This is a genomic window from Pseudomonas sp., from assembly GCF_032058845.1.
In the GTDB taxonomy this organism is placed as follows: Bacteria; Pseudomonadota; Gammaproteobacteria; order Pseudomonadales; family Pseudomonadaceae; genus Aquipseudomonas.
Map to the genome: position 1 here is coordinate 1 of NZ_DAMCCR010000025.1, position 19,421 is coordinate 19,421.

The following is a 19,421-nucleotide window of genomic DNA, read 5'->3' on the forward strand; positions in this document are numbered from 1 at the left end:
CGCTGACCTCCTGCATGCCATGCAGGCGCTCTCCCAGCTGAGCTATAGCCCCACAATGTCGCGAGTTGCCGAAGCGCTGGCTGGGTGCCTGGCGTTTCATGTTGGCTCGTCGCTGTGGACGGGGCGCATATTAAAATCCGATTGCCTGTCTGTCAAACTTATTTTTTAAAATGACTTAAAAAATTTTCTCAGATAACAATCACTTAACGCCCCGCCCCGTCGCTCACCGGTTTGATTCTGCAGGTGACGGGTTCATCACCCCGAGGACACGGGCCTACCCTGCCCCCTCACACCCTTCAGGCGATGCTTGCGAGCAGCTTTTCCCACTCTTTGTTTTCTTTCTTCGAGACACCGCCCAGCAGGTCCAGCGCCTGGCGCAAACGGTAACGCGTGAGGTCCGGGCCGAGGATTTCCATGGCATCGAGCACCGACACCGAGCTGGCCTGCCCTGTGATTGCAGCGAACATCAGCGGCATGGCATCGCGCAGCTTCAACGACAACGCCTCGACCACCGCCTGGATGCAGCCGGTGATGCGCTCCTTCTCCCACTGACGCAGGCCTTCGAGCTTCCACAGAATCAGCTGCATGACCTGGCGTACCTGGTCTGCGCTGAGCTTCTTGCTCTGCAACAGGCTGGCATCGAGCGCCACGCCTCCTTCGAAGAAGAACCCACCCAGCGGCACGACCTGGCTGAACGTCTCGACACGGCCCTGCACATGCGGCGCGATCTTCATCATGTAATCGCTGTTGAACGCCCACTTCTGCAGTCGTGCGGCGAACTGCTCGACCGGCAATTCACGCAGCCACTGGCCGTTGAGCCAGGACAGCTTGTCGATGTCGAAGATCGGCCCACCCAGCGACACGCGAGACAGGTCGAAATGCTCGACCATTTCGGCCAGCGAGAACTTCTCGCGCTCGTCAGGCATCGACCAGCCCATGCGCCCGAGGTAGTTCAGCATCGCCTCGGGGAGGAAGCCCATGCGCTCGTAGAAGGTCACCGAGGTGGGGTTCTTGCGCTTGGACAGCTTGCTCTTGTCGGGGTTACGCAACAGCGGCATGTAGCACAGCACCGGTTGTTCCCAGCCGAAGTACTCATAGAGCTTGATCAGCTTGGGCGCCGAAGGCAGCCATTCTTCGCCCCGCAACACATGGGTGATGCCCATCAGGTGGTCATCGACGACGTTGGCAAGGAAATAGGTCGGCAGCCCGTCGTTCTTCATCAGCACCTGCATGTCCATGCGGTCCCAAGGGATTTCCACATCACCGCGCAGCATGTCCGGCACCACGCAGACACCTTCGCTGGGCACCTTCATGCGGATCACATGAGGCTCGCCCGCCTGCAGGCGCTGCTCGACTTCCTCAGCGCTCAATTGCAGGGCGCGACCGTCATAGCGCGGCGTCTCGCCACGCGCCATCTGCTCGGCACGCATCTGCTCGAGCTCCTCGGCGCTGCAGAAGCAATAGAACGCATGACCGGCCTCGACCAGCTGCTTGGCATAGCGAGCATAGATTTCACCACGCTCGCTCTGCCGGTAAGGGCCGTGCGGGCCACCCACATCCGGGCCCTCGTTCCACTCGATACCCAACCAGCGCAGGGCGTCGAAGATCTGCTGCTCCGACTCCCGGGTCGAACGCAACTGATCGGTGTCCTCGATGCGCAGGATGAACTCACCGCCGTGCTGCTTGGCGAAGCAGTAGTTGAACAAGGCGATGTAGGCAGTGCCGACATGGGGATCGCCGGTGGGCGATGGCGCGATACGCGTACGAACGGTGGTCATTGGGGGTCTCGGAGGGCAATGAAACAAAGGCGCGATGTTAGCAGGGAGCAGGCATGCTGCTCCAGCCATGGCAGCGCCTGGACCCCGTGCGGGCCCAGGCAACGCGCCTCAGCTGGCGAGCAAGCGGTCACGCAGCTTGCCGACTTCGTCGCGCAATTGAGCGGCGGTCTCGAACTCCAGATCGCGGGCAGCCTGGAACATCCGCTCTTCGAGTTGCTTGATGCGCTTGGTGATGTCGGCCGGGGTCTTGAGCCGGGCCTCGGCCTGGGCAGTTTCCTCGGCCGCCTTGGCCGCGTTCTTGCGCTTCTTGCTCCGTGCGCCCGGCACGACCGCGCCTTCGAGGATATCGGTGATGTCCTTGACCACGCCCTTGGGCACGATGCCGTGCGCTTCGTTGAACGCGATCTGCTTCTCGCGGCGACGGTCGGTTTCATCGATCGCACGCTGCATGGAGCCGGTGATCTGGTCGCCATACAGGATGGCGCGACCGTTGAGGTTGCGCGCCGCACGGCCGATGGTCTGGATCAGCGAACGCTCCGAGCGCAGAAAGCCTTCCTTGTCGGCATCGAGGATCGCTACCAGCGAGACCTCCGGCATGTCGAGGCCCTCGCGCAACAGGTTGATGCCGACCAGCACATCGAAGGTGCCCAGACGCAGGTCGCGGATGATCTCCACGCGCTCGACGGTGTCGATGTCCGAGTGCAGGTAACGCACCTTGACATCGTGGTCGGCCAGGTAATCGGTGAGGTCTTCGGACATGCGTTTGGTCAGGGTGGTGGCAAGCACCCGCTCGCCCACCGCCACACGCTTGCGAATCTCAGACAGCAGATCATCGACCTGGGTCCGTGCGGGCCGCACCTCGACGGGCGGATCGATCAGGCCGGTGGGCCGCACCACCTGCTCGATCACACGCCCGGCGTGCTCGGACTCGTAAGGGCCCGGGGTGGCTGAAACGAAGATGGTCTGCGGGCTGATCGACTCCCACTCGTCGAAGCGCATGGGCCGGTTGTCCAGCGCCGAGGGCAGGCGGAAGCCGTATTCCACGAGGGTTTCCTTGCGCGAGCGGTCGCCCTTGTACATGGCACCGACCTGCGGAACGCTGACGTGGGATTCGTCGATCACCAGCAGGGCGTCATGCGGCAGATAGTCGTAGAGGGTGGGCGGCGCCGCACCGGACGGGCGACCGGACAGATAGCGCGAGTAGTTCTCGATGCCGTTGCAGTAACCCAGTTCGAGGATCATTTCCAGGTCGAAGCGGGTGCGCTGTTCGAGGCGCTGCGCCTCCACCAGCTTGTTGCTCTTGTGCAGGTATTCCAGGCGATCCTTGAGCTCGGCCTTGATCCCTTCCATGGCATCGAGCAGCGTCGAGCGCGGCGTGACGTAGTGGCTTTTGGGATAGAAGGTGAAGCGCGGCAGCTTGCGAATCACCTCGCCGGTGAGCGGGTCGAACGCAGCGATGTTCTCGACCTCGTCATCGAACAGCTCGATGCGAATGGCTTCCAGATCCGACTCTGCCGGGAACACGTCGATGACATCGCCGCGCACACGGAACGTGGCCCGGGCAAAATCCATTTCATTGCGCGTGTATTGCAGGTCAGCCAGGCGGCGCAGCAAGGCGCGCTGATCGAGTTTGTCGCCACGGTCGATGTGCAGCACCATCTTCAGGTACGTGTCGGGGCTGCCCAGGCCGTAGATGCACGAGACGGTGGTGACGATGATCGCGTCCCGGCGCTCCAGCAGGGCCTTGGTGGCCGACAGGCGCATCTGCTCGATATGGTCGTTGATCGAGGCATCCTTTTCGATGAAGGTGTCCGACGATGGCACATAGGCTTCTGGCTGGTAGTAGTCGTAATAGGAAACGAAGTACTCGACGGCGTTATTGGGGAAGAAGGCCTTGAACTCGCCGTACAACTGGGCAGCGAGGGTCTTGTTGGGCGCCAGCACCAGCGTGGGCCGCTTCACCTGGGCAATGACGTTGGCAATGCTGAAGGTCTTGCCGGAGCCAGTGACCCCGAGCAAGGTCTGATGCGCCAGGCCTGCATGGATCCCTTCGACCATCTGCCGGATGGCCTCGGGCTGATCACCTGCAGGCTCAAAACGGGTCACGAGCTGGAATTCGGACATGGAACGACCTCTGCCACCTGTAAATTTAGCCAGTAGTTTATACCCATTTGCGCGCAACCCAGAATGCTTTCATGGGTGGCGCGACCGGCTGCTGTGCAGTGGACCTGGCAGATCGAGCAATGGTTGGAAAAAATTCACCCCAAAACCCGTAAAAGCTGCGCCAGACTGTCGCAGCGCAGCGGCGCTGTCTCTATACTGACTCCCCGTTTGTGCACCGCTTCAGTGCATGTCGGCTGAAGGGTGCGCGCGCTCCCATCCTTCAATCAGAGCCAAGGTAAAATGAGCCTGTTTTCCGCTGTTGAGCTGGCACCCCGCGATCCCATTCTGGGCCTTAACGAAGCATTCAATGCCGACCCTCGGACCGACAAGGTCAACCTGGGCGTGGGCGTGTACTCCGACGAACAGGGGCGGATTCCACTGCTGCGCGCAGTGATCGAAGCCGAGCGCCAGCGCACCGCCCAGCAAGTGTCGCGCGGTTACCTGCCTATCGACGGTATCGCCAGCTATGACCAGGCCGTGCAGACGCTGCTGTTCGGCGCGCAATCGGCACTGCTGAGCGCAGGCCGCGTCGTCACCGTGCAGGCCGTAGGCGGAACGGGCGCGCTGAAAATCGGCGCCGATTTCCTCAAGCGTCTGAGCCCTGAGGCCGTCGTCGCCATCAGTGACCCCAGCTGGGAAAACCACCGCGCGCTGTTCGAGACTGCCGGTTTCCCCGTACAGAACTACCGCTATTACGATGCTGCCAGCCACGACGTGAACCGTGCCGGAATGCTCGAAGATCTGCAGAACCTGCCGTCGGGCTCGATCATCGTATTGCACGCCTGCTGCCACAACCCGACGGGCGTGGACCTCAGCCTGGATGACTGGAAAAACGTGCTCGAGGTAGTCAAGGCCAAAGGCCACGTACCGTTCCTCGACATGGCCTACCAGGGCTTTGGCGACGGCATCCATGAAGACGCCTTCGCCGTGCGCCTGTTCGCCGAGTCGGGCCTGGACTTCTTCGTCTCCAGCTCCTTCTCCAAATCGTTCTCGCTGTACGGTGAGCGCGTCGGTGCACTGTCGATCGTCACAGGCTCCAAGGATGAAGCGACCCGCGTGCTGTCGCAGGTCAAGCGCGTGATCCGCACCACCTACTCCAACCCCCCCACGCATGGCGCGAGCATCGTCTCAGCTGTGCTCAACAGCCCCGAGCTGCGGCAGATGTGGGAAACCGAGCTGGGCGAGATGCGTCAACGCATCCACGGCATGCGCAAGCAGATGGTCGAGCTGCTGGCCGAGTATGGCGCGCAGCGCGACTTCAGCTTCGTGGGCCGTCAGCGCGGCATGTTCTCTTACTCCGGCCTTAGCGCTGAGCAGGTTGCAGATCTGAAAGAGCAGTTCGGCATCTATGCGCTGGACACCGGGCGCATCTGCGTGGCGGCGTTGAATCAGGCCAACATTCACGTCGTCACCAAGGCGATCGTCGAGGTTCTGAAGCCCTGACCGATGCACGGGGAAGGTTGACTTCCCCTTTGCAATCAGTAAGATACGCGCACATTCCGCGATAGCTCAGTCGGTAGAGCAAATGACTGTTAATCATTGGGTCCCTGGTTCGAGTCCAGGTCGCGGAGCCAGATAGAAAAAAACCTCCAGTTGCGTGAGCACTGGAGGTTTTTTTATAGCCTGACTTCAGCGCAGGCCGTGCGCATTGGCCGGACGTACCCTGGCCGGCCGCACCTAGCCGGCCACACCCATTCGGTAGAACACCCCGCTGCTCCACACCCCCAACCACTCCTGACCGTCGATAAGCCTCGGCACCGCCAGCTCGACCATCTGGTAGAACACATTGCGGTGGATCAAGGCGTGCAGATTGCCGTGCACCCGTACATACGGCGAGGGCTGTCCATCGAGCGGATCGGTGGTGATATCGATCGGGTGCTCCGGCCCCGCATCGATCTGCTCATCGACCTGGGTGGTGAAGCGCAGCACTTGCTGCTCGCCCTCTCCGATGACCTCCAGCAGAACGGCCACGAACGGCGCATCATCGACACGGATGCCAACCTTTTCAACGGGCGTCACCAGAAAGTAGTCATCGCCATCGCGGCGCAGGATCGACGAAAACAGCCGCACCATGGGCTTGCGGCCGATAGGCGTACCCAGGTAGTACCAGGTGCCATCGCGCGCAATGCGCATGTCGATGTCGCCGCAGAAGTCAGGGTTCCACAGGTGCACGGGCGCACGCCCCGAGCCCTTCGGGACCTGCGCCAGCAATTCACCGGCCTTGCCAGAATCAGTCATGCTGCCCTCAACGACTCATGCCTACGAGGCTTTGAGCGTACTCGCGCATGGGCGCGCCAAGCAAATCCTCAGGCCGGGTGTCGTGCAGCGTCAACAATCCGCCACGGCTCTTGATGCGCACTGAGTCGATGAGGTAACGGGTACCGGTTTCGATGAGCATCATCTGCACCACGCCAGAATCCCAGCCCAGACGGTCGACGGCTTGCTCGTCGTACCATTGATCGCCGTTGCCGATACGGTCGTCGGTACGGGCGTAGCGGGTATAGAGCACGTAGTGCGCACCCAGTGACCGCGCTTCGTTCAGCGCCTCTTCCAGCCCCAACGGGCCTTGGGCACGACGCACCAGCGGGAAATACTCGACGAACGCCTTGAACGCCTCCTCCGCCACCACATTCTGCCGGGGCTGCGGGCCTTTGCCCGGCGGTACGAAGGCACCCTGGCCGATGAAGATGAACGAGTCCGGCTGCAGACGTACCGACAGCGTGCGTCGAGTGTCGCTGTGATCGAGCAGGCCGGCGTCGCTCAGCTGATAGCGCACCCCCTCGCCCATGTCGCTGACCTTCATGCAGCCGCCTAGCGCCAACAGCGCCAGCAGCAAAAACAGGCTCCGCATCGTTCCTCCCCGTGTCGGTGTCGAAAAACCGACGATCAGGCGGCTGATGCAGCTTTTGCGCCATGTCCGGACGCGGAGCGCAGTTTCATGCAGCGGGTTCGGCGTCGCGCTTGCGCTTGTTGCCCATGCGCACGCCAATGTCCATGAGGAACTGGAAGAAACCTTCCTGATCTTCCAGCACATTGCTCCAGAAGGGCGAGTGGTAGAGGGCCACCGCGCCATGCACCAGAGCCCAGGCAGCGCAGTAGTGGAAATAAGGCGGCACGTCTTCGAGCTTGCCCTCGCTGATCCGGCCTTTGATCAGCAGGGTGAGCCGTTCGAAGTTGGAGGCGCGGATGCGGTGCAGCTCCTCGACCATTTCAGGCACCTGATTGCCCTTGACGACCTTTTCCTCCAGCCGATCGAACAGGCGATAGCGCTGTGGATCACGCATGCGGAACTCGAAATAGGCGCGCGACAGCGCTTCCTGATCACGGTCCACGTCATCGGAGTGCAACAAGGTGTTGAGGTCACGCTCGTAGTCGAGCATCAGGCGCAGGTAGATCTCGGCCTTGGATTTGAAGTGTTTGTAGATGGTGCCTTTGCCGATACCGACCGCATCGGCAATCATCTCGACGGTGACGCTGTCTTCACCTTGTTCGAGAAACAGCTTCAGGGAGGTGTCGAGGATTTCCTGCTCGCGGCGGCGAAATTCACGGACCTTACGAGGTTCTTTCTGCATGGGGGAAGACTGGCTGAAAATCGAAGCGGATTATTATGCCTAACTAGCCGCAAAAAGCACGGAACATCGACCATCGATCACTTTCCCGATCACCTTCATAGGGCTGAACCCGCCCGGGCGTGGGGCCGCAACACGCCCGTTGCTCGACCATTCGGCAGCTCGATGCCCAGCTGATTAAAAAACAACCAATGAACACTGGCACTGCGCCAATCCTGACCAATACTGAAAGTGTTGGCGCGTGGCACCCCCCAGCCATGCGCCAATGAAGGTGCCAAGGACCGCGCACCTTTGTTCAACTCCTAATGGTCTTGACCCGGATTCCGTCCCCCCAGAACCCGGGTTTTTTTTGCCTGTCGGGTCAGACCTGGTCGGCCACGCGGGCCAAGGGGAACAACCGCTTGAAGTTGTCCGTGGTCTGCGCAGCCAGCCCCTCATAGCTTTCGCTGCGCAGCGAGGCGATGAACTCGGCGACCTCGCGCACGTACTGCGGCAGGTTGGGCTTGCCGCGGTGCGGAATGGGCGCCAGGTAGGGGGAATCGGTTTCCACCAGCAGGCGGTCGGACGGCACCTTGCGCGCCACCTCGCGCAGCGCTTCGGCATTGCGGAAGGTGACGATGCCCGACAGCGAGATGTAGTAGCCCAGGTCCAGCGCCGCCTTGGCCATCTCCCAGTCTTCGGTGAAGCAATGCAGCACGCCGGCTTGTGGCAGGCTGAACTCGCCGAGCAGGGACAATGTATCGGCCTTGGCGGCACGGGTGTGGACAATCACCGGCTTGCCAGTGCGCCGTGAAGCCTCCAGGTGCAAGCGAAACGACGCCTGCTGCACCTGCGCAGCCTCAGGCTCGTAGTGGTAGTCCAGACCGGTTTCACCAATGGCCACCACATGGGGATGCGCCAGCTCGCCCAGCAACCAGTCCAGTGCCGGGGTTTCACCCGGCGTCAGGTCGAGGGGGTGGATACCGACCGAGCAGTCGACGTCGGCGTACCGCTCGCTCAGCGCCTTGACGGCAGCGGCGTTGTCGGCGCTGACGCCGATGCACAGGAAATGCCCTACCCCGCGCTCGCGCGCAGCATGCAGCGCGGCGTCGAGCGAGCCCTGATGGGCGCTGAGGTCCAGACGATCGAGGTGGCAGTGAGAATCTACAAGCATGGCGAAACAGACATCCGTTGATCAGTAGAGAGGGTCATCGCGTGCCGGGCAACTGCGCCCACTGGGCCAGCAGCGCCTCCAGCAGCAGCGCACGGTTGAGGTTGGCTTTGCCCAGCACCTTCTGGCGCTGGTCCAGAATCCAGGTCTGGGTGTCGAGCACACTGGCCTGGCGACTCTTCTGCGCCAGGTACTGCACGACCTTGCGCATGTCGGCCAGCCCCAGACCTTGCTCGTCCTGGGTCAGCTGATAGCGCAACACGCGCTGGGACCATTCGCAGAACCAGTCGAACAGGCGCAACAACGGCACGCCATTCCAGGCCTCGGCAAGCTGGCTTGGCGACTGTTGCTGCTTGAGCAACTTCTTCACCCCTTCGACCACCAGCGCACGCTGCTCGCGCACCCCTTGCTGGTGCAAGCTCAAGGCCATCAAGGCAGAGCCCGAGGCCAATGCCAGCAACTCCTGGCGCTCGTGTTCTTCAGCATCGGGCAAGGCCGACGCCAACCAGGCCTGGCTTTGCGCCTGGCTCGGCAGCGGGCAGGCGATCTGCTGGCAACGGCTCTTGACCGTCGGCAGCAACCGGCTGGGCTGATGACTGACCAACAGCAGCACGGTATCGCCCGACGGTTCCTCGAGGCTTTTCAGCAAGGCGTTGGCCGCATTGATGTTCATGGCCTCCACGGGCTCGATCAGCACCACCTTGCGCCCGCCCAACTGCGCGGTCTGCACGACAAAGGCCACCAGCTCACGGACCTGGTCGACCTTGATCGGCTTGTCGGCCTCTTCCGGTTCGAGGATGAAGTTGTCCGGGTGCGTGCCGGCCTTCAGCAACAAGCAGGACTTGCACTGGCCACAGGCGTCGGTATCGCGCGGTTGCTGACACAACAGCCGTGCCATCAGACGCTCGGCCAAGGCCCGCTTGCCCGTGCCCTGAGGACCGTGCAGAAGATAGGCATGGGCGTGCTGGGCACGGCCTGCCAGTTGCTGCCAGAGCGCCTCCTGCCAGGGATAGGCCTCAGCCACGGCAGCGGTCCAGAATGCCGGGCAACAGACCATCGAGGGCACGCTGCACCGCGTCCAGCGGCTGACCCGCGTCGAGCAGACGGTACCGTTCGGGTTGCGCGGCGGCACGGTCGAGGTAGGTCTGGCGGACGGCTTCGAAGAAGTCGCGACCTTCGCGCTCGAAGCGATCGAGACGACCGCGCGCTGCAGCACGAGACAGCCCCACCTCCACCGGCAGATCGAAAATCAGCGTCAGGTCGGGGCGCAGGCCCTGTTGCACGAACGCCTCCAAGGTCGCAATGCGCTCCATCGGCAGACCTCGGCCGCCGCCTTGATAGGCGTAGGTGGCATCGGTGAAGCGATCACAGATCACCACCGCCCCACGCGCCAGCGCCGGCAGGATCACCTGCGCCAGGTGCTGGGCGCGGGCGGCGAACATCAGCAGCAGTTCCGTGTCAGTGGCCATGGCTTCATCGCCAGGCTCGAGCAACAGCTCGCGAATGCGCTCAGCCATCGGCGTACCACCCGGCTCACGACTGAGCACCACATCCACACCCTGCTCGCGCAGGCGCGCGGCCAGGTATTCACGGTTGGTGGTCTTCCCGGCGCCTTCTGGCCCTTCGAGGGTAATGAACAAGCCGCTCACAAGCAGTCCTTAATGAGTGTTTTCGGGCACCGGCGCCGGCTCAGGGGTCGCTTCGCCGGACGGTGCGGCGGCGTCGGATTCTGTTTTGACGCCAGGAGGTGTGCTTTCTTGCGGTGACGCCGGCACCTGATCGGCAGGTGCGCGCTCGACCGGTGCCGATGACGAACTGCCCGGTGCTGCAGGGCTGGAACGGTAGTCGGCGCGACGTTTGAGCTGGAACTCGCGAACGGCCGAATTATGGTTGTCCAGGTCGTCGGAGAACACATGGCTGCCATCACCACGTGCCACGAAGTACAGGCTGGTGCCATCGGACGGGTTGAGCGCCGCGTGAATTGCCTCGCGGCCGACCATGGCAATCGGCGTCGGCGGCAGCCCGGTCATGGTGTAGGTGTTGTAAGGCGTGGGCGCGCGCAGGTCAGCGCGGGTGATCCGGCCGTTATAGCGCTCGCCCATGCCATAGATGACGGTGGGGTCGGTCTGCAGCATCATGCCAAGGCGCAAGCGCCGGATGAACACCCCCGCGATCTGCCCGCGCTCTTGCACGATGCCGGTTTCCTTCTCGACCAGCGAAGCCATGATCAGCGCCTGATAGGGATCGCGGTAAGGCAGGTCGGCGGCACGCGCAGCCCATTCCTTGGCCAGCACCTCGTCCAGGCGCTGGTAGGCCTGCTGCAACAGCTCGACATCGGACATGCCGCGCACGAAACGGTAGGTGTCGGGGAAGAAGCGACCTTCGGGGAACACACCGGCATGACCCAGCTTGTCCATGACCTCGGCATCGCTCAGGCCATCGAGGGTGTGTTCAAGGGTTTCGTGGCGCGCCAGCGCCGAGCGCACCTGACGGAAATTCCAGCCCTCGACCAGGGTGAGGGTGTATTGCACCACATCACCCCGACGCCAGGCCTCGAACAGCTCGCCCATGGTCATGCCGGGCTTGAGCCGGTACTCGCCGGTGTGCAGCGCGGTGCCGGCCATGTTGAAGCGCCAGTAGAGGCGCAGCCACACCGCTTCATCGAGCAGCCCGTCACTCTGCATACGGTAGAACATGCGATTGGGCGTGGTGCCGCTGGGCACATCGAGCATGCGCTCTTCAGTGAGCTGCAGAGGCTGGTCGACCACCGAGTGCACTTTCCAGGCCGCCCAGCCAAACGTCAGGCCGGCCAGGAGCAGGCCTATTTCCAGGAGCAGGAGGAGTTTACGTCTCACGAATCAGGTTTCCAGTAGCGTACGGGCAACGGCCTGCAGTTTACGGGTGAGCGGCCCTGGCGACCAGTTCAGCGTACCCAGGGCACGAACAGGCCAGATGCCATAGACGCTGTTGCAGACGAACACTTCGTCAGCCTGCTGCAGTTCTTCGATCGAGACATCGCGCACCTTTATCGCAATGCCCAACACGCCGGCCTGCTGCAGGAGCGCTGCGCGCATCACACCCGCCACGCCGCAGCGGGACAGATCAGGCGTGATCAACTGGTTGTCGCGCACCAGAAACAGGTTGCTGTAGACACCTTCGACCACCCTGCCCTGCATGTCGCGCACCAGGCCTTCGGCATGCTCAACGTCCTGCCATTCGGCACGGGCCATGACCTGCTCCAGGCGATTGAGGTGCTTGAGGCCGGCCAGCAGCGGTTGTTCGGCCAGGCGTGTCTGGCACGCAAACAGGCGCACGCCGGCTTCGGCATGGGCCTGAGGGTACTGCGGCAGAGGGCCAGCCTGGAGCAGGCGCCGGGGCGCAGCAGCTGGCGCGCCGGCATAGCCGCGCGCGCTGTCGCCGCGGGTGAGGATCAGCTTGACCACACCGTCGCCAACGGCCCTGGCATAGCGCACGACTTCATCACGCACCAGGGCCAGATCCGCAGGAATGAGCAGGCGCTGGCAACCCGACGCCAGGCGCGCGAGGTGCGCGTCGAGCAAACTCGGACACCCTGCCCGCACGGCGATGGTCTCGAACAGGCCATCGCCGTAGGCCAGCCCCCGATTCTGCAGGTTCACTGCAGTTGCGGGCTGGCCATCGAGCCAACTGTGCATCAGCCAACGAACCTGCGGAACACCAGGGCCCCATTGGTACCGCCGAAGCCGAACGAGTTGGACAGCACGACGTCGATCGGCATGCTGCGGGCCTGATGTGGCACGAAGTCCAGGTCACAGCCTTCGTCCGGCTCATCCAGGTTGATGGTCGGGGGGGCCATCTGGCTGTTGATCGCCAGCACGCTGAAGATCGCCTCGACGGCGCCGGCAGCACCCAGCAAGTGACCGGTCATCGACTTGGTGGAGCTGACCGCCACCTTGTAGGCGTGCTCGCCAAACACCTGCTTGATGGCCGACACCTCGGCAATGTCGCCAGCAGGGGTGGAGGTGCCGTGAGCATTGATGTAGCTGACATCCTGCGGGGCAACACCGGCATCGCGCAGCGCGTTGACCATGCAGCGGGCCGCACCCTCACCGTCTTCGGGCGGGGACGTCATGTGGAAGGCGTCACCACTCATGCCGAAGCCGACCAGCTCGGCGTAGATGGTCGCCCCGCGTGCTTGCGCATGCCCGAGCTCTTCGAGCACCAGCGCACCGGCGCCGTCAGACAGCACGAAGCCATCACGGCCTTTGTCCCACGGGCGACTCGCACGCGCAGGCTCATCGTTGCGGGTCGACAAGGCCCGCGATGCACCGAAGCCGCCCATGCCCAGACCACACGCGGCCATCTCGGCGCCGCCGGCGATCATCACATCGGCTTCGCCATAGGCAATGTTGCGCGCCGCCATGCCTATGCAGTGCGTGCCCGTGGTGCAGGCGGTAGAGATGGCATAGTTAGGACCCTGCAGACCCAGATGGATCGACAGGAATCCGGAAATCATGTTGATGATCGAACCCGGCACGAAGAACGGCGATATGCGCCGCGGACCTTGCGCATGCAATGTCCGACTGGTTTCTTCGATGTTGGTCAGCCCGCCAATCCCTGAACCCATGGCCACGCCAATGCGTTCCCGGTTGGCATCGGTGATGTCCAGCCCGGCGTTGCGTACGGCCTGGAACCCGGCCGCCAGGCCGTATTGGATGAACAGGTCGAGCTTGCGAGCTTCCTTGGGCGACAGATACTGTTCGACCTCGAAGCCCTTCACCGAGCCGCCAAAACGGGTGGAGTAAGCCGCAAGGTCCGTGTGTTCGATCGGACCGATACCACTACGGCCAGCCAGAATGGCCTGCCATGTGCTTGGCACATCGGTACCCAGTGGCGACAGCATCCCCATACCGGTAACCACGACGCGTCTACGCGACACAGAACTCTCCTTTTCAAATACCTACTGTTCTTGCAAAGAAAAAACCGCACGCCAGTAACGGCAGTGCGGTTTTTCCCGACAAGAAGCGTCGACTGCGAACGTCTTAAGCCTGGTGGCTGTTGACGTAGTCGATTGCAGCTTGAACGGTAGTGATCTTCTCGGCTTCTTCGTCCGGGATCTCGGTCTCGAATTCCTCTTCCAGAGCCATCACCAGCTCAACGGTGTCAAGCGAATCGGCACCCAGGTCATCGACGAAGGACTTCTCGTTGGTCACTTCCTCTTCTTTGACGCCCAGTTGCTCGGCGACGATTTTCTTGACGCGTTCTTCGATGGTGCTCATACCTAGTTTTCACTCCTAATGGACATATGTCAGGCAGCTGACCGGTGAGTAATTTTATAGAAAGACGCCCGCTTTTCAAGCGTAATGCGCCACCTCGTGGTCACCCGACCCACTGCCTGGAATCTGGTTGCAGCTTTATAACGGATTTTAGCTTCGCAGTATGACTATTTTTTGAAGCGATCCGTCACATTGCGCCGCAGTTTACATGTACATGCCACCGTTCACCGGCACCGTTGCGCCGGTCACGTAGGCTGCACCTTCCGATGCCAGGAAGGACACCACCTTGGCGATTTCCTCTGCCTGGCCCAGGCGACCCAGAGGGATCTGGGTCTGCAGTGCCTCGCGCTGCGCCTCGGGCAGCTCACGGGTCATGTCGGTGTCGATGAAACCGGGTGTCACCGAATTGACCGTGATGTTGCGCGAGCCGACTTCACGTGCCAAGGCACGGCTGAAGCCTTCGAGCCCGGCCTTGGCAGCAGCGTAATTGACCTGGCCGGCGTTGCCCATGGCACCGACTACCGAGCCGATGCTGATGATACGGCCCCAACGGGCCTTGGTCATGCCACGCAAAACACCCTTGGACAGACGGTAGAGGCTGTTGAGGTTGGTGTCGATGACATCGAACCACTCGTCGTCTTTCATGCGCAGCATGAGGTTGTCACGGGTGATGCCGGCGTTGTTGACCAGGATGGTCGGCGCACCGAACTGCTCGCCGATGGCGGCCAGCACGCTGGCAACCGACTCGTCGCTGGTGACGTTGAGCGCCAGGCCAGTGCCGGTGATGCCATGTTCCTTGAGGGTTTCAGCGATGCGCTGAGCGCCGGAGTCGGACGTTGCCGTGCCGATCACCGTGGCGCCCTGGCGGCCCAGCTCAAGCGCGATGGCTTGGCCGATGCCGCGGCTGGCGCCGGTTACGAGGGCAACTTTACCTTGCAGGCTCATGCAAGCTTCTCCTAGATCAGGCCAACGCCGCGCGGGTGGCGGCGAAAGCGTCGGGGGTATTGAGGTTGTAGGTGGTCACGCCATCGGCGCACCGTTTGTTCAAGCCAGCCAGGACCTTGCCCGGGCCGCACTCCACCAGATTGACCGCGCCTTGTGCGGCGAGGGTCTGCACGCACTCGACCCAGCGCACGGGCTGGTACAGCTGCGCCAGCAGGTTCTGCTTGAGCGTGTCCAGATCAGCCGCCACGCCGGCGCTGACGTTCTGCACCACAGGGATCGCAGGCGCTTTCCAATCGATGCTGTTGATTGCCTCGGCGAAACGCTCGGCCGCAGGCTTCATCAGCGCGCAGTGCGAGGGCACGCTGACGGCCAGCGGCAGTGCACGTTTGGCACCGGCAGCCTTGCACAGCTCGATGGCGCGATCGACGGCCGCCTTGTCACCGGCGATGACGACCTGGCCTGGGGAGTTGAAATTCACGGCACTGACCACTTGGGCTTCGGCAGCCTGGGCACAGAGCTCGATCACCTTCGCGTCATCCAGCCCGAGAATCGCGGCCATGCCGCCCTGCCCGGCAGGAACGGCCTCCTGCATCAGCTCGCCACGGCGCCGAACCAGACGCACTGCATCGGCCAGGCTCAAGCTGCCAGCGACGACCAGCGCGCTGTACTCGCCCAGGCTGTGGCCGGAGACGAACGCGGGCCTGGCACCGCCCTGCTGCTCCCAAAGACGCCACAGGGCAACCGATGCAGTGAGGATGGCGGGCTGAGTCTTGTCAGTCTGGGCCAACTGCTCCTCGGGACCTTCCTGGATCAGTGCCCACAGGTCATAGCCCAATGCCGCCGAGGCTTCCTTGAAGGTCTCGATGATACTGGGCTGCTCGGCGCCAAGCTCGGCGAGCATGCCCAGCGATTGGGAACCTTGCCCAGGGAAGACGAATGCGAGGGATGCAGACATTGAACACGCCCTTATGAAGAGGTCATGGATAGACATGAACAGGCGCCGGGCCTGGCATGCAACTTGGAAACTTGGATGCAGACGCCGACCAAGCGGTCACATTTAACCACTTCATCGACCTGTTGCCTGAGGCAGGTGGTTGTCGAGAAGCCCCTGCAAGCGCGCTGGCAGGTTCATGCGGACCTCGATCAGGGCGCGCTCAACGGCGCTTTGAAAGCCTTGCAGCCCTGCTGCACCGTGGCTCTTGATCACGATGCCCTGCAAGCCCAGCAAGCTCGCACCGTTATGCCGCGCGGGCGCCAGGTCCGCCTTCAAGCGTCGTAACAGTGGCAATGCCAGTACGCCCGCCAGACGCGCCAGCAGCCCTTGCCGGAACAGGGCCTGCAAGCGGTCGGTGATCATGCTGGCCAACCCTTCGCTGGACTTGAGCACCGCATTGCCGACGAAACCGTCACACACCACCACGTCCGCTTCGCCGCGGTACAACCCGTCACCTTCGACGAAACCGACGTAATTGAGCGTGCGCGACTCGCCCAGCAATACCGCTGCCTGCCTGACCTGCTGATTACCCTTGATGTCTTCGGTACCGCAATTGAGCAAGCCCACCCGCGGCTGGGCGATGCCCAGTGCCTGGGCGGCGACCGAGCCCATTACCGCGAACTGGTAAAGGTGCTCGGCCGTGCAGTCGACATTGGCACCGAGGTCCAGCAACTGGCAAAAGCCGGCGCGCGTCGGAATGGCCGCTACCATTGCCGGACGGTCGATGCCCGGCAGGGTCTTGAGAACAAACCGCGACAACGCCATCAGTGCCCCAGTGTTGCCTGCGCTGACGCAGGCGTGTGCCTTGCCATCGCGCACCAGCTCAAGCGCAACACGCATCGACGAATCAGGCTTGCCCCGTAACGCCTGACCTGGACGCTCATCCATGCCGATCACTTCGCTGGCCGCGACGATTTGCAGGCGCGCGCGATCGGCAGCAGAGAGGCCGCTGACAAACGGTTCGATAAGGGAAGGTTGACCGACGAGGGCCAGGTGCAACGAGGGCGTAGCTTTAAGGCAGGCGATGCTGGCCTTGACAATGAGACGGGGACCGAAGTCCCCGCCCATCGTATCGATCGCGATGATCTGAGCGGACAAGATTTACTCGTCAGCGCCCTTGTCGATCACTTTGCGGCCACGGTACACGCCTTCTGGCGAAACGTGGTGACGCAGGTGAACTTCACCGGTGCTCTTCTCTACAGACAGCGCGTTTTCCGACAGGGCGTCGTGCGAACGGCGCATGTCACGGGCAGAGCGGGATTTTTTGTTCTGCTGAACAGCCATAATTGATTAACTCCTAAACGTTTGGGTCACGCTTTAACTGCGCCAAAACACTGAACGGGTTGGACCGCGATACCTCGTCCTTGCTCGGCTCGGGCTCATCTGCGCCGGCCGGCTGCTGGCATTCTTCCGGATGATGAGCAGGCACGATGGGCAGAGCGAGCAAAAGCTCTTCTTCGATCAGCGCCTGCAGATCCAAAGGATCTTCGCCCAGTTCCAGCACGTCATAGCCTTTCGGCAACGACTGGGTATTCGCACCCTCCTTCACCACAGCGTAAGTACATTCGCTGTGGATCGGCAGGGTGACCAGCTCAAGACAACGCTGGCAAACCATCTTGACCTCGACATCCAGCGCCGTGTGGATAACCACCGTGTGCTGTTCGTCTCGTTCAAAATCGAACTTCGCCTGCACCGTACCGACGGTGTCGGAAAGCGGGTCGCAGAGTCTTTCCAAATCAGCGAGTTGCAACGAACCTTGAAGGGTTACGCCACGATCGGCTAATTTGCGCGGGTCAACGTGAGGTGGAATCGGGTCATTCAACATAGGCGCAGCATTCTAGGGACGACCCCTGCACCTGTCAAAGGAAATTAGCCGCAAGGTGCATGCTAGGATCCAGGTACCTGCCTTGGAGTTCACCATGCTTCCTTTATTACTCGCCTCCAGCTCTGCCTATCGGCGCGAACTGCTCCAGCGCCTGCGCCTGCCCTTCACCTGCGCAAGCCCGGACCTGGACGAAAGCCGTCATCCTCAGGAGCCACCCCGCGCACTGGTCCAGCGACTGGCCGAGCAGAAGGCGCGCGCCCTGGCCGACCGTTATCCCGACCACCTGATCATTGGCTCGGATCAGGTCGCCGTGCTTGGCGATCAGGTCCTGGGCAAACCCCACAGCGCCGAACGCGCGTGCGAGCAACTGCTGGCGGCCAGCGGGCGCTCGGTAACCTTTCTCACCGGCCTGGCAGTGCTGAATACGGCCACGGGCCGCTGCCAGGTTGACTGCATCCCCTACACAGTGACGTTCCGCACCCTTGATCAAGCGCGCATCGCGCGCTATGTCGAGACCGAGCAGCCGCTCGACTGCGCCGGCAGCTTCAAGGCCGAAGGGCTGGGCATCAGCCTGTTCCAGCGCTGCGAGGGCGAGGATTCAACCAGCCTGATCGGCCTGCCGCTGATTCGCCTGGTCGACATGCTGCTTGCCGAACAGGTGTGCATCCCCTGAATGCAAGCGGGGCGAGCCGATCACTCGCCTCGCCCCGCCTGTTCGCCGCGCCCAGAGCGCATGCACCTCAACGCAGCGAAGGCCCCTGAAGCCCCATCCACATCGCCAGACGCTCAGCCATGCTGGCGCCGAGGCGCTTGGAGAAGCGGTCGAAGGGTGAATCCTGAACGGTGAAATCGACCAGTTCCTTCTCGCCTACCACCTCTCGCGCCACGTAGCCGGCACTGCCCAGGCCATCCACCAGGCCAAGCGCCTTGGCCTGTTCACCGGTCCAGACCAAGCCACTGAACAGCTCGGGATGCTCTTTATCCTTGAGCCGATCACCACGCCCCTGCTTGACCATGGCAATGAACTGCTGATGCGTGGTGTTCAGCACACCTTGCCAGAATGCCGTCTCTTCAGGCTTTTGCGGCGAGAACGGATCAAGGAAGGTCTTGTGCTCACCCGCGGTGTACAGGCGACGCTCGACGCCGAGCTTCTCCATGGTGCCGACAAACCCGTAACCCGCAGCAGTGACGCCGATGGAGCCCACCAGGCTGGCCTTGTCGGCGTAGATTTCATCCGCCGCACTGGCAATGTAATAGGCGCCCGACGCCCCCAGGTCGGCAATCACCGCATACAGCTTGATGGCAGGGTACTCGGCGCGCAGTCGGCGGATTTCGTCATAGACGTAACCAGACTGCACGGGGCTACCGCCGGGGCTGTTGATACGCAGCACCACAGCCTTGGTATTGGGGTCCTTGAAGGCTTCGCGCAGGCCCTTGACCAGGTTGTCGGCACTCGCCGACTCCTGATCGGCAATCACCCCGCGCAACTCCACCAGCGCGGTGTGATTGCTACTGCGCGCAGCGGACTTGTCCATGTCCAGGATGGGCGTGAACAACAGCAACAGGCCAAACAGATAGGTAAAGGTCAGCAGCTTGAAGAAAATGCCCCAGCGCCGCGCCCGCCGTTGCTCCTGAACGCTGGCCAGCAGCGTTTTTTCCAGAAGCCTCCAGCTTTTTGCGTTTTCCTTGTCGTTCGGCTCAGGCTTGTCGCCTGACTCAGGCGCCTTCCATTGGTCAACCAT

At 62.4% G+C, this 19,421-nt stretch carries 20 protein-coding genes and 1 tRNA gene; 3 read left to right on the forward strand and 18 right to left on the reverse strand.

What is annotated here, in order from left to right; translation table 11 throughout:
* Positions 1-296: 296 nt before the first annotated feature.
* Both gltX and uvrB read right to left on the reverse strand, forming a co-directional pair.
* Entirely contained in the window at positions 297-1,778 is a 1,482-nt protein-coding gene (gene gltX, locus RT028_RS07220) for a glutamate--tRNA ligase (protein ID WP_312933989.1), read from the reverse strand.
* 108 nt (positions 1,779-1,886) lie between these two features.
* Complete coding sequence (gene uvrB, locus RT028_RS07225; RefSeq protein WP_312933991.1) at positions 1,887-3,902, reverse strand: excinuclease ABC subunit UvrB; 2,016 nt, start codon at positions 3,900-3,902, stop codon at positions 1,887-1,889.
* 279 nt (positions 3,903-4,181) lie between these two features.
* Between uvrB and RT028_RS07230 the strand changes: the two genes are divergently transcribed.
* Positions 4,182-5,384 (forward strand): amino acid aminotransferase, encoded by a 1,203-nt coding sequence (locus RT028_RS07230; protein WP_312933993.1) that lies wholly within the window; start codon positions 4,182-4,184, stop codon positions 5,382-5,384.
* Positions 5,385-5,439: 55 nt separating this feature from the next.
* Positions 5,440-5,515 (forward strand) — tRNA-Asn (locus RT028_RS07235).
* Positions 5,516-5,618: 103 nt separating this feature from the next.
* Here RT028_RS07235 and RT028_RS07240 read toward each other — a convergent pair.
* The 15 genes from RT028_RS07240 to RT028_RS07310 form a co-directional block, all read right to left on the reverse strand.
* Positions 5,619-6,179: a DUF1285 domain-containing protein gene (locus RT028_RS07240; RefSeq protein ID WP_312933995.1), complete on the reverse strand. Its 561-nt coding sequence runs from the start codon at positions 6,177-6,179 to the stop codon at positions 5,619-5,621.
* A gap of 7 nt (positions 6,180-6,186) precedes the next feature.
* Positions 6,187-6,792 carry a DUF4823 domain-containing protein gene (locus RT028_RS07245; protein ID WP_312933996.1) on the reverse strand — a complete coding sequence of 202 codons (606 nt, stop codon included), beginning with the start codon at positions 6,790-6,792 and terminating at the stop codon, positions 6,187-6,189.
* Positions 6,793-6,877: 85 nt separating this feature from the next.
* A complete protein-coding gene (locus tag RT028_RS07250; RefSeq protein ID WP_312933997.1) occupies positions 6,878-7,513 on the reverse strand; it encodes a TetR/AcrR family transcriptional regulator in 636 nt (211 codons plus the stop codon).
* Positions 7,514-7,871: 358 nt separating this feature from the next.
* Positions 7,872-8,663 (reverse strand): TatD family hydrolase, encoded by a 792-nt coding sequence (locus RT028_RS07255; RefSeq protein ID WP_312934002.1) that lies wholly within the window; start codon positions 8,661-8,663, stop codon positions 7,872-7,874.
* A 34-nt stretch (positions 8,664-8,697) separates the two neighbouring features.
* Positions 8,698-9,684: a DNA polymerase III subunit delta' gene (locus RT028_RS07260; RefSeq protein WP_312934005.1), complete on the reverse strand. Its 987-nt coding sequence runs from the start codon at positions 9,682-9,684 to the stop codon at positions 8,698-8,700.
* Entirely contained in the window at positions 9,677-10,309 is a 633-nt protein-coding gene (tmk, locus tag RT028_RS07265; protein WP_312934007.1) for a dTMP kinase, read from the reverse strand. Before tmk ends, RT028_RS07260 begins: the two co-directional genes overlap by 8 nt.
* Positions 10,310-10,318: 9 nt before the next feature.
* Complete coding sequence (gene mltG / locus RT028_RS07270) at positions 10,319-11,515, reverse strand: endolytic transglycosylase MltG (RefSeq protein WP_312934009.1); 1,197 nt, start codon at positions 11,513-11,515, stop codon at positions 10,319-10,321.
* Between the two features lie 3 nt (positions 11,516-11,518).
* Positions 11,519-12,334 carry an aminodeoxychorismate lyase gene (gene pabC, locus RT028_RS07275; RefSeq protein WP_312934011.1) on the reverse strand — a complete coding sequence of 272 codons (816 nt, stop codon included), beginning with the start codon at positions 12,332-12,334 and terminating at the stop codon, positions 11,519-11,521.
* Complete coding sequence (fabF, locus tag RT028_RS07280; protein WP_312934013.1) at positions 12,334-13,578, reverse strand: beta-ketoacyl-ACP synthase II; 1,245 nt, start codon at positions 13,576-13,578, stop codon at positions 12,334-12,336. Before fabF ends, pabC begins: the two co-directional genes overlap by 1 nt.
* Positions 13,579-13,681: 103 nt before the next feature.
* Positions 13,682-13,918, reverse strand: a complete 237-nt coding sequence (acpP, locus tag RT028_RS07285; protein WP_027914361.1) for an acyl carrier protein — start codon at positions 13,916-13,918, stop codon at positions 13,682-13,684.
* Positions 13,919-14,119: 201 nt separating this feature from the next.
* Positions 14,120-14,860: a 3-oxoacyl-ACP reductase FabG gene (fabG, locus tag RT028_RS07290; RefSeq protein WP_312934015.1), complete on the reverse strand. Its 741-nt coding sequence runs from the start codon at positions 14,858-14,860 to the stop codon at positions 14,120-14,122.
* Positions 14,861-14,876: 16 nt separating this feature from the next.
* Positions 14,877-15,815 carry an ACP S-malonyltransferase gene (gene fabD / locus RT028_RS07295; protein ID WP_312934017.1) on the reverse strand — a complete coding sequence of 313 codons (939 nt, stop codon included), beginning with the start codon at positions 15,813-15,815 and terminating at the stop codon, positions 14,877-14,879.
* Positions 15,816-15,926: 111 nt separating this feature from the next.
* Entirely contained in the window at positions 15,927-16,952 is a 1,026-nt protein-coding gene (gene plsX / locus RT028_RS07300) for a phosphate acyltransferase PlsX (protein WP_312934019.1), read from the reverse strand.
* Between the two features lie 3 nt (positions 16,953-16,955).
* Positions 16,956-17,138 (reverse strand): 50S ribosomal protein L32, encoded by a 183-nt coding sequence (rpmF, locus tag RT028_RS07305; protein WP_008096416.1) that lies wholly within the window; start codon positions 17,136-17,138, stop codon positions 16,956-16,958.
* A gap of 13 nt (positions 17,139-17,151) precedes the next feature.
* Positions 17,152-17,679, reverse strand: coding sequence for a YceD family protein (locus RT028_RS07310; RefSeq protein ID WP_312934021.1), 528 nt, complete (start codon positions 17,677-17,679; stop codon positions 17,152-17,154).
* A gap of 94 nt (positions 17,680-17,773) precedes the next feature.
* On the opposite strand from RT028_RS07310, the gene RT028_RS07315 reads away from it, so the two are divergent.
* On the forward strand, positions 17,774-18,352 hold the full coding sequence (locus tag RT028_RS07315; RefSeq protein WP_312934023.1) for a nucleoside triphosphate pyrophosphatase: 579 nt from the start codon (positions 17,774-17,776) through the stop codon (positions 18,350-18,352).
* A gap of 67 nt (positions 18,353-18,419) precedes the next feature.
* Here RT028_RS07315 and RT028_RS07320 read toward each other — a convergent pair whose 3' ends face one another.
* Positions 18,420-19,421: a S49 family peptidase gene (locus tag RT028_RS07320; protein WP_312934025.1), complete on the reverse strand. Its 1,002-nt coding sequence runs from the start codon at positions 19,419-19,421 to the stop codon at positions 18,420-18,422.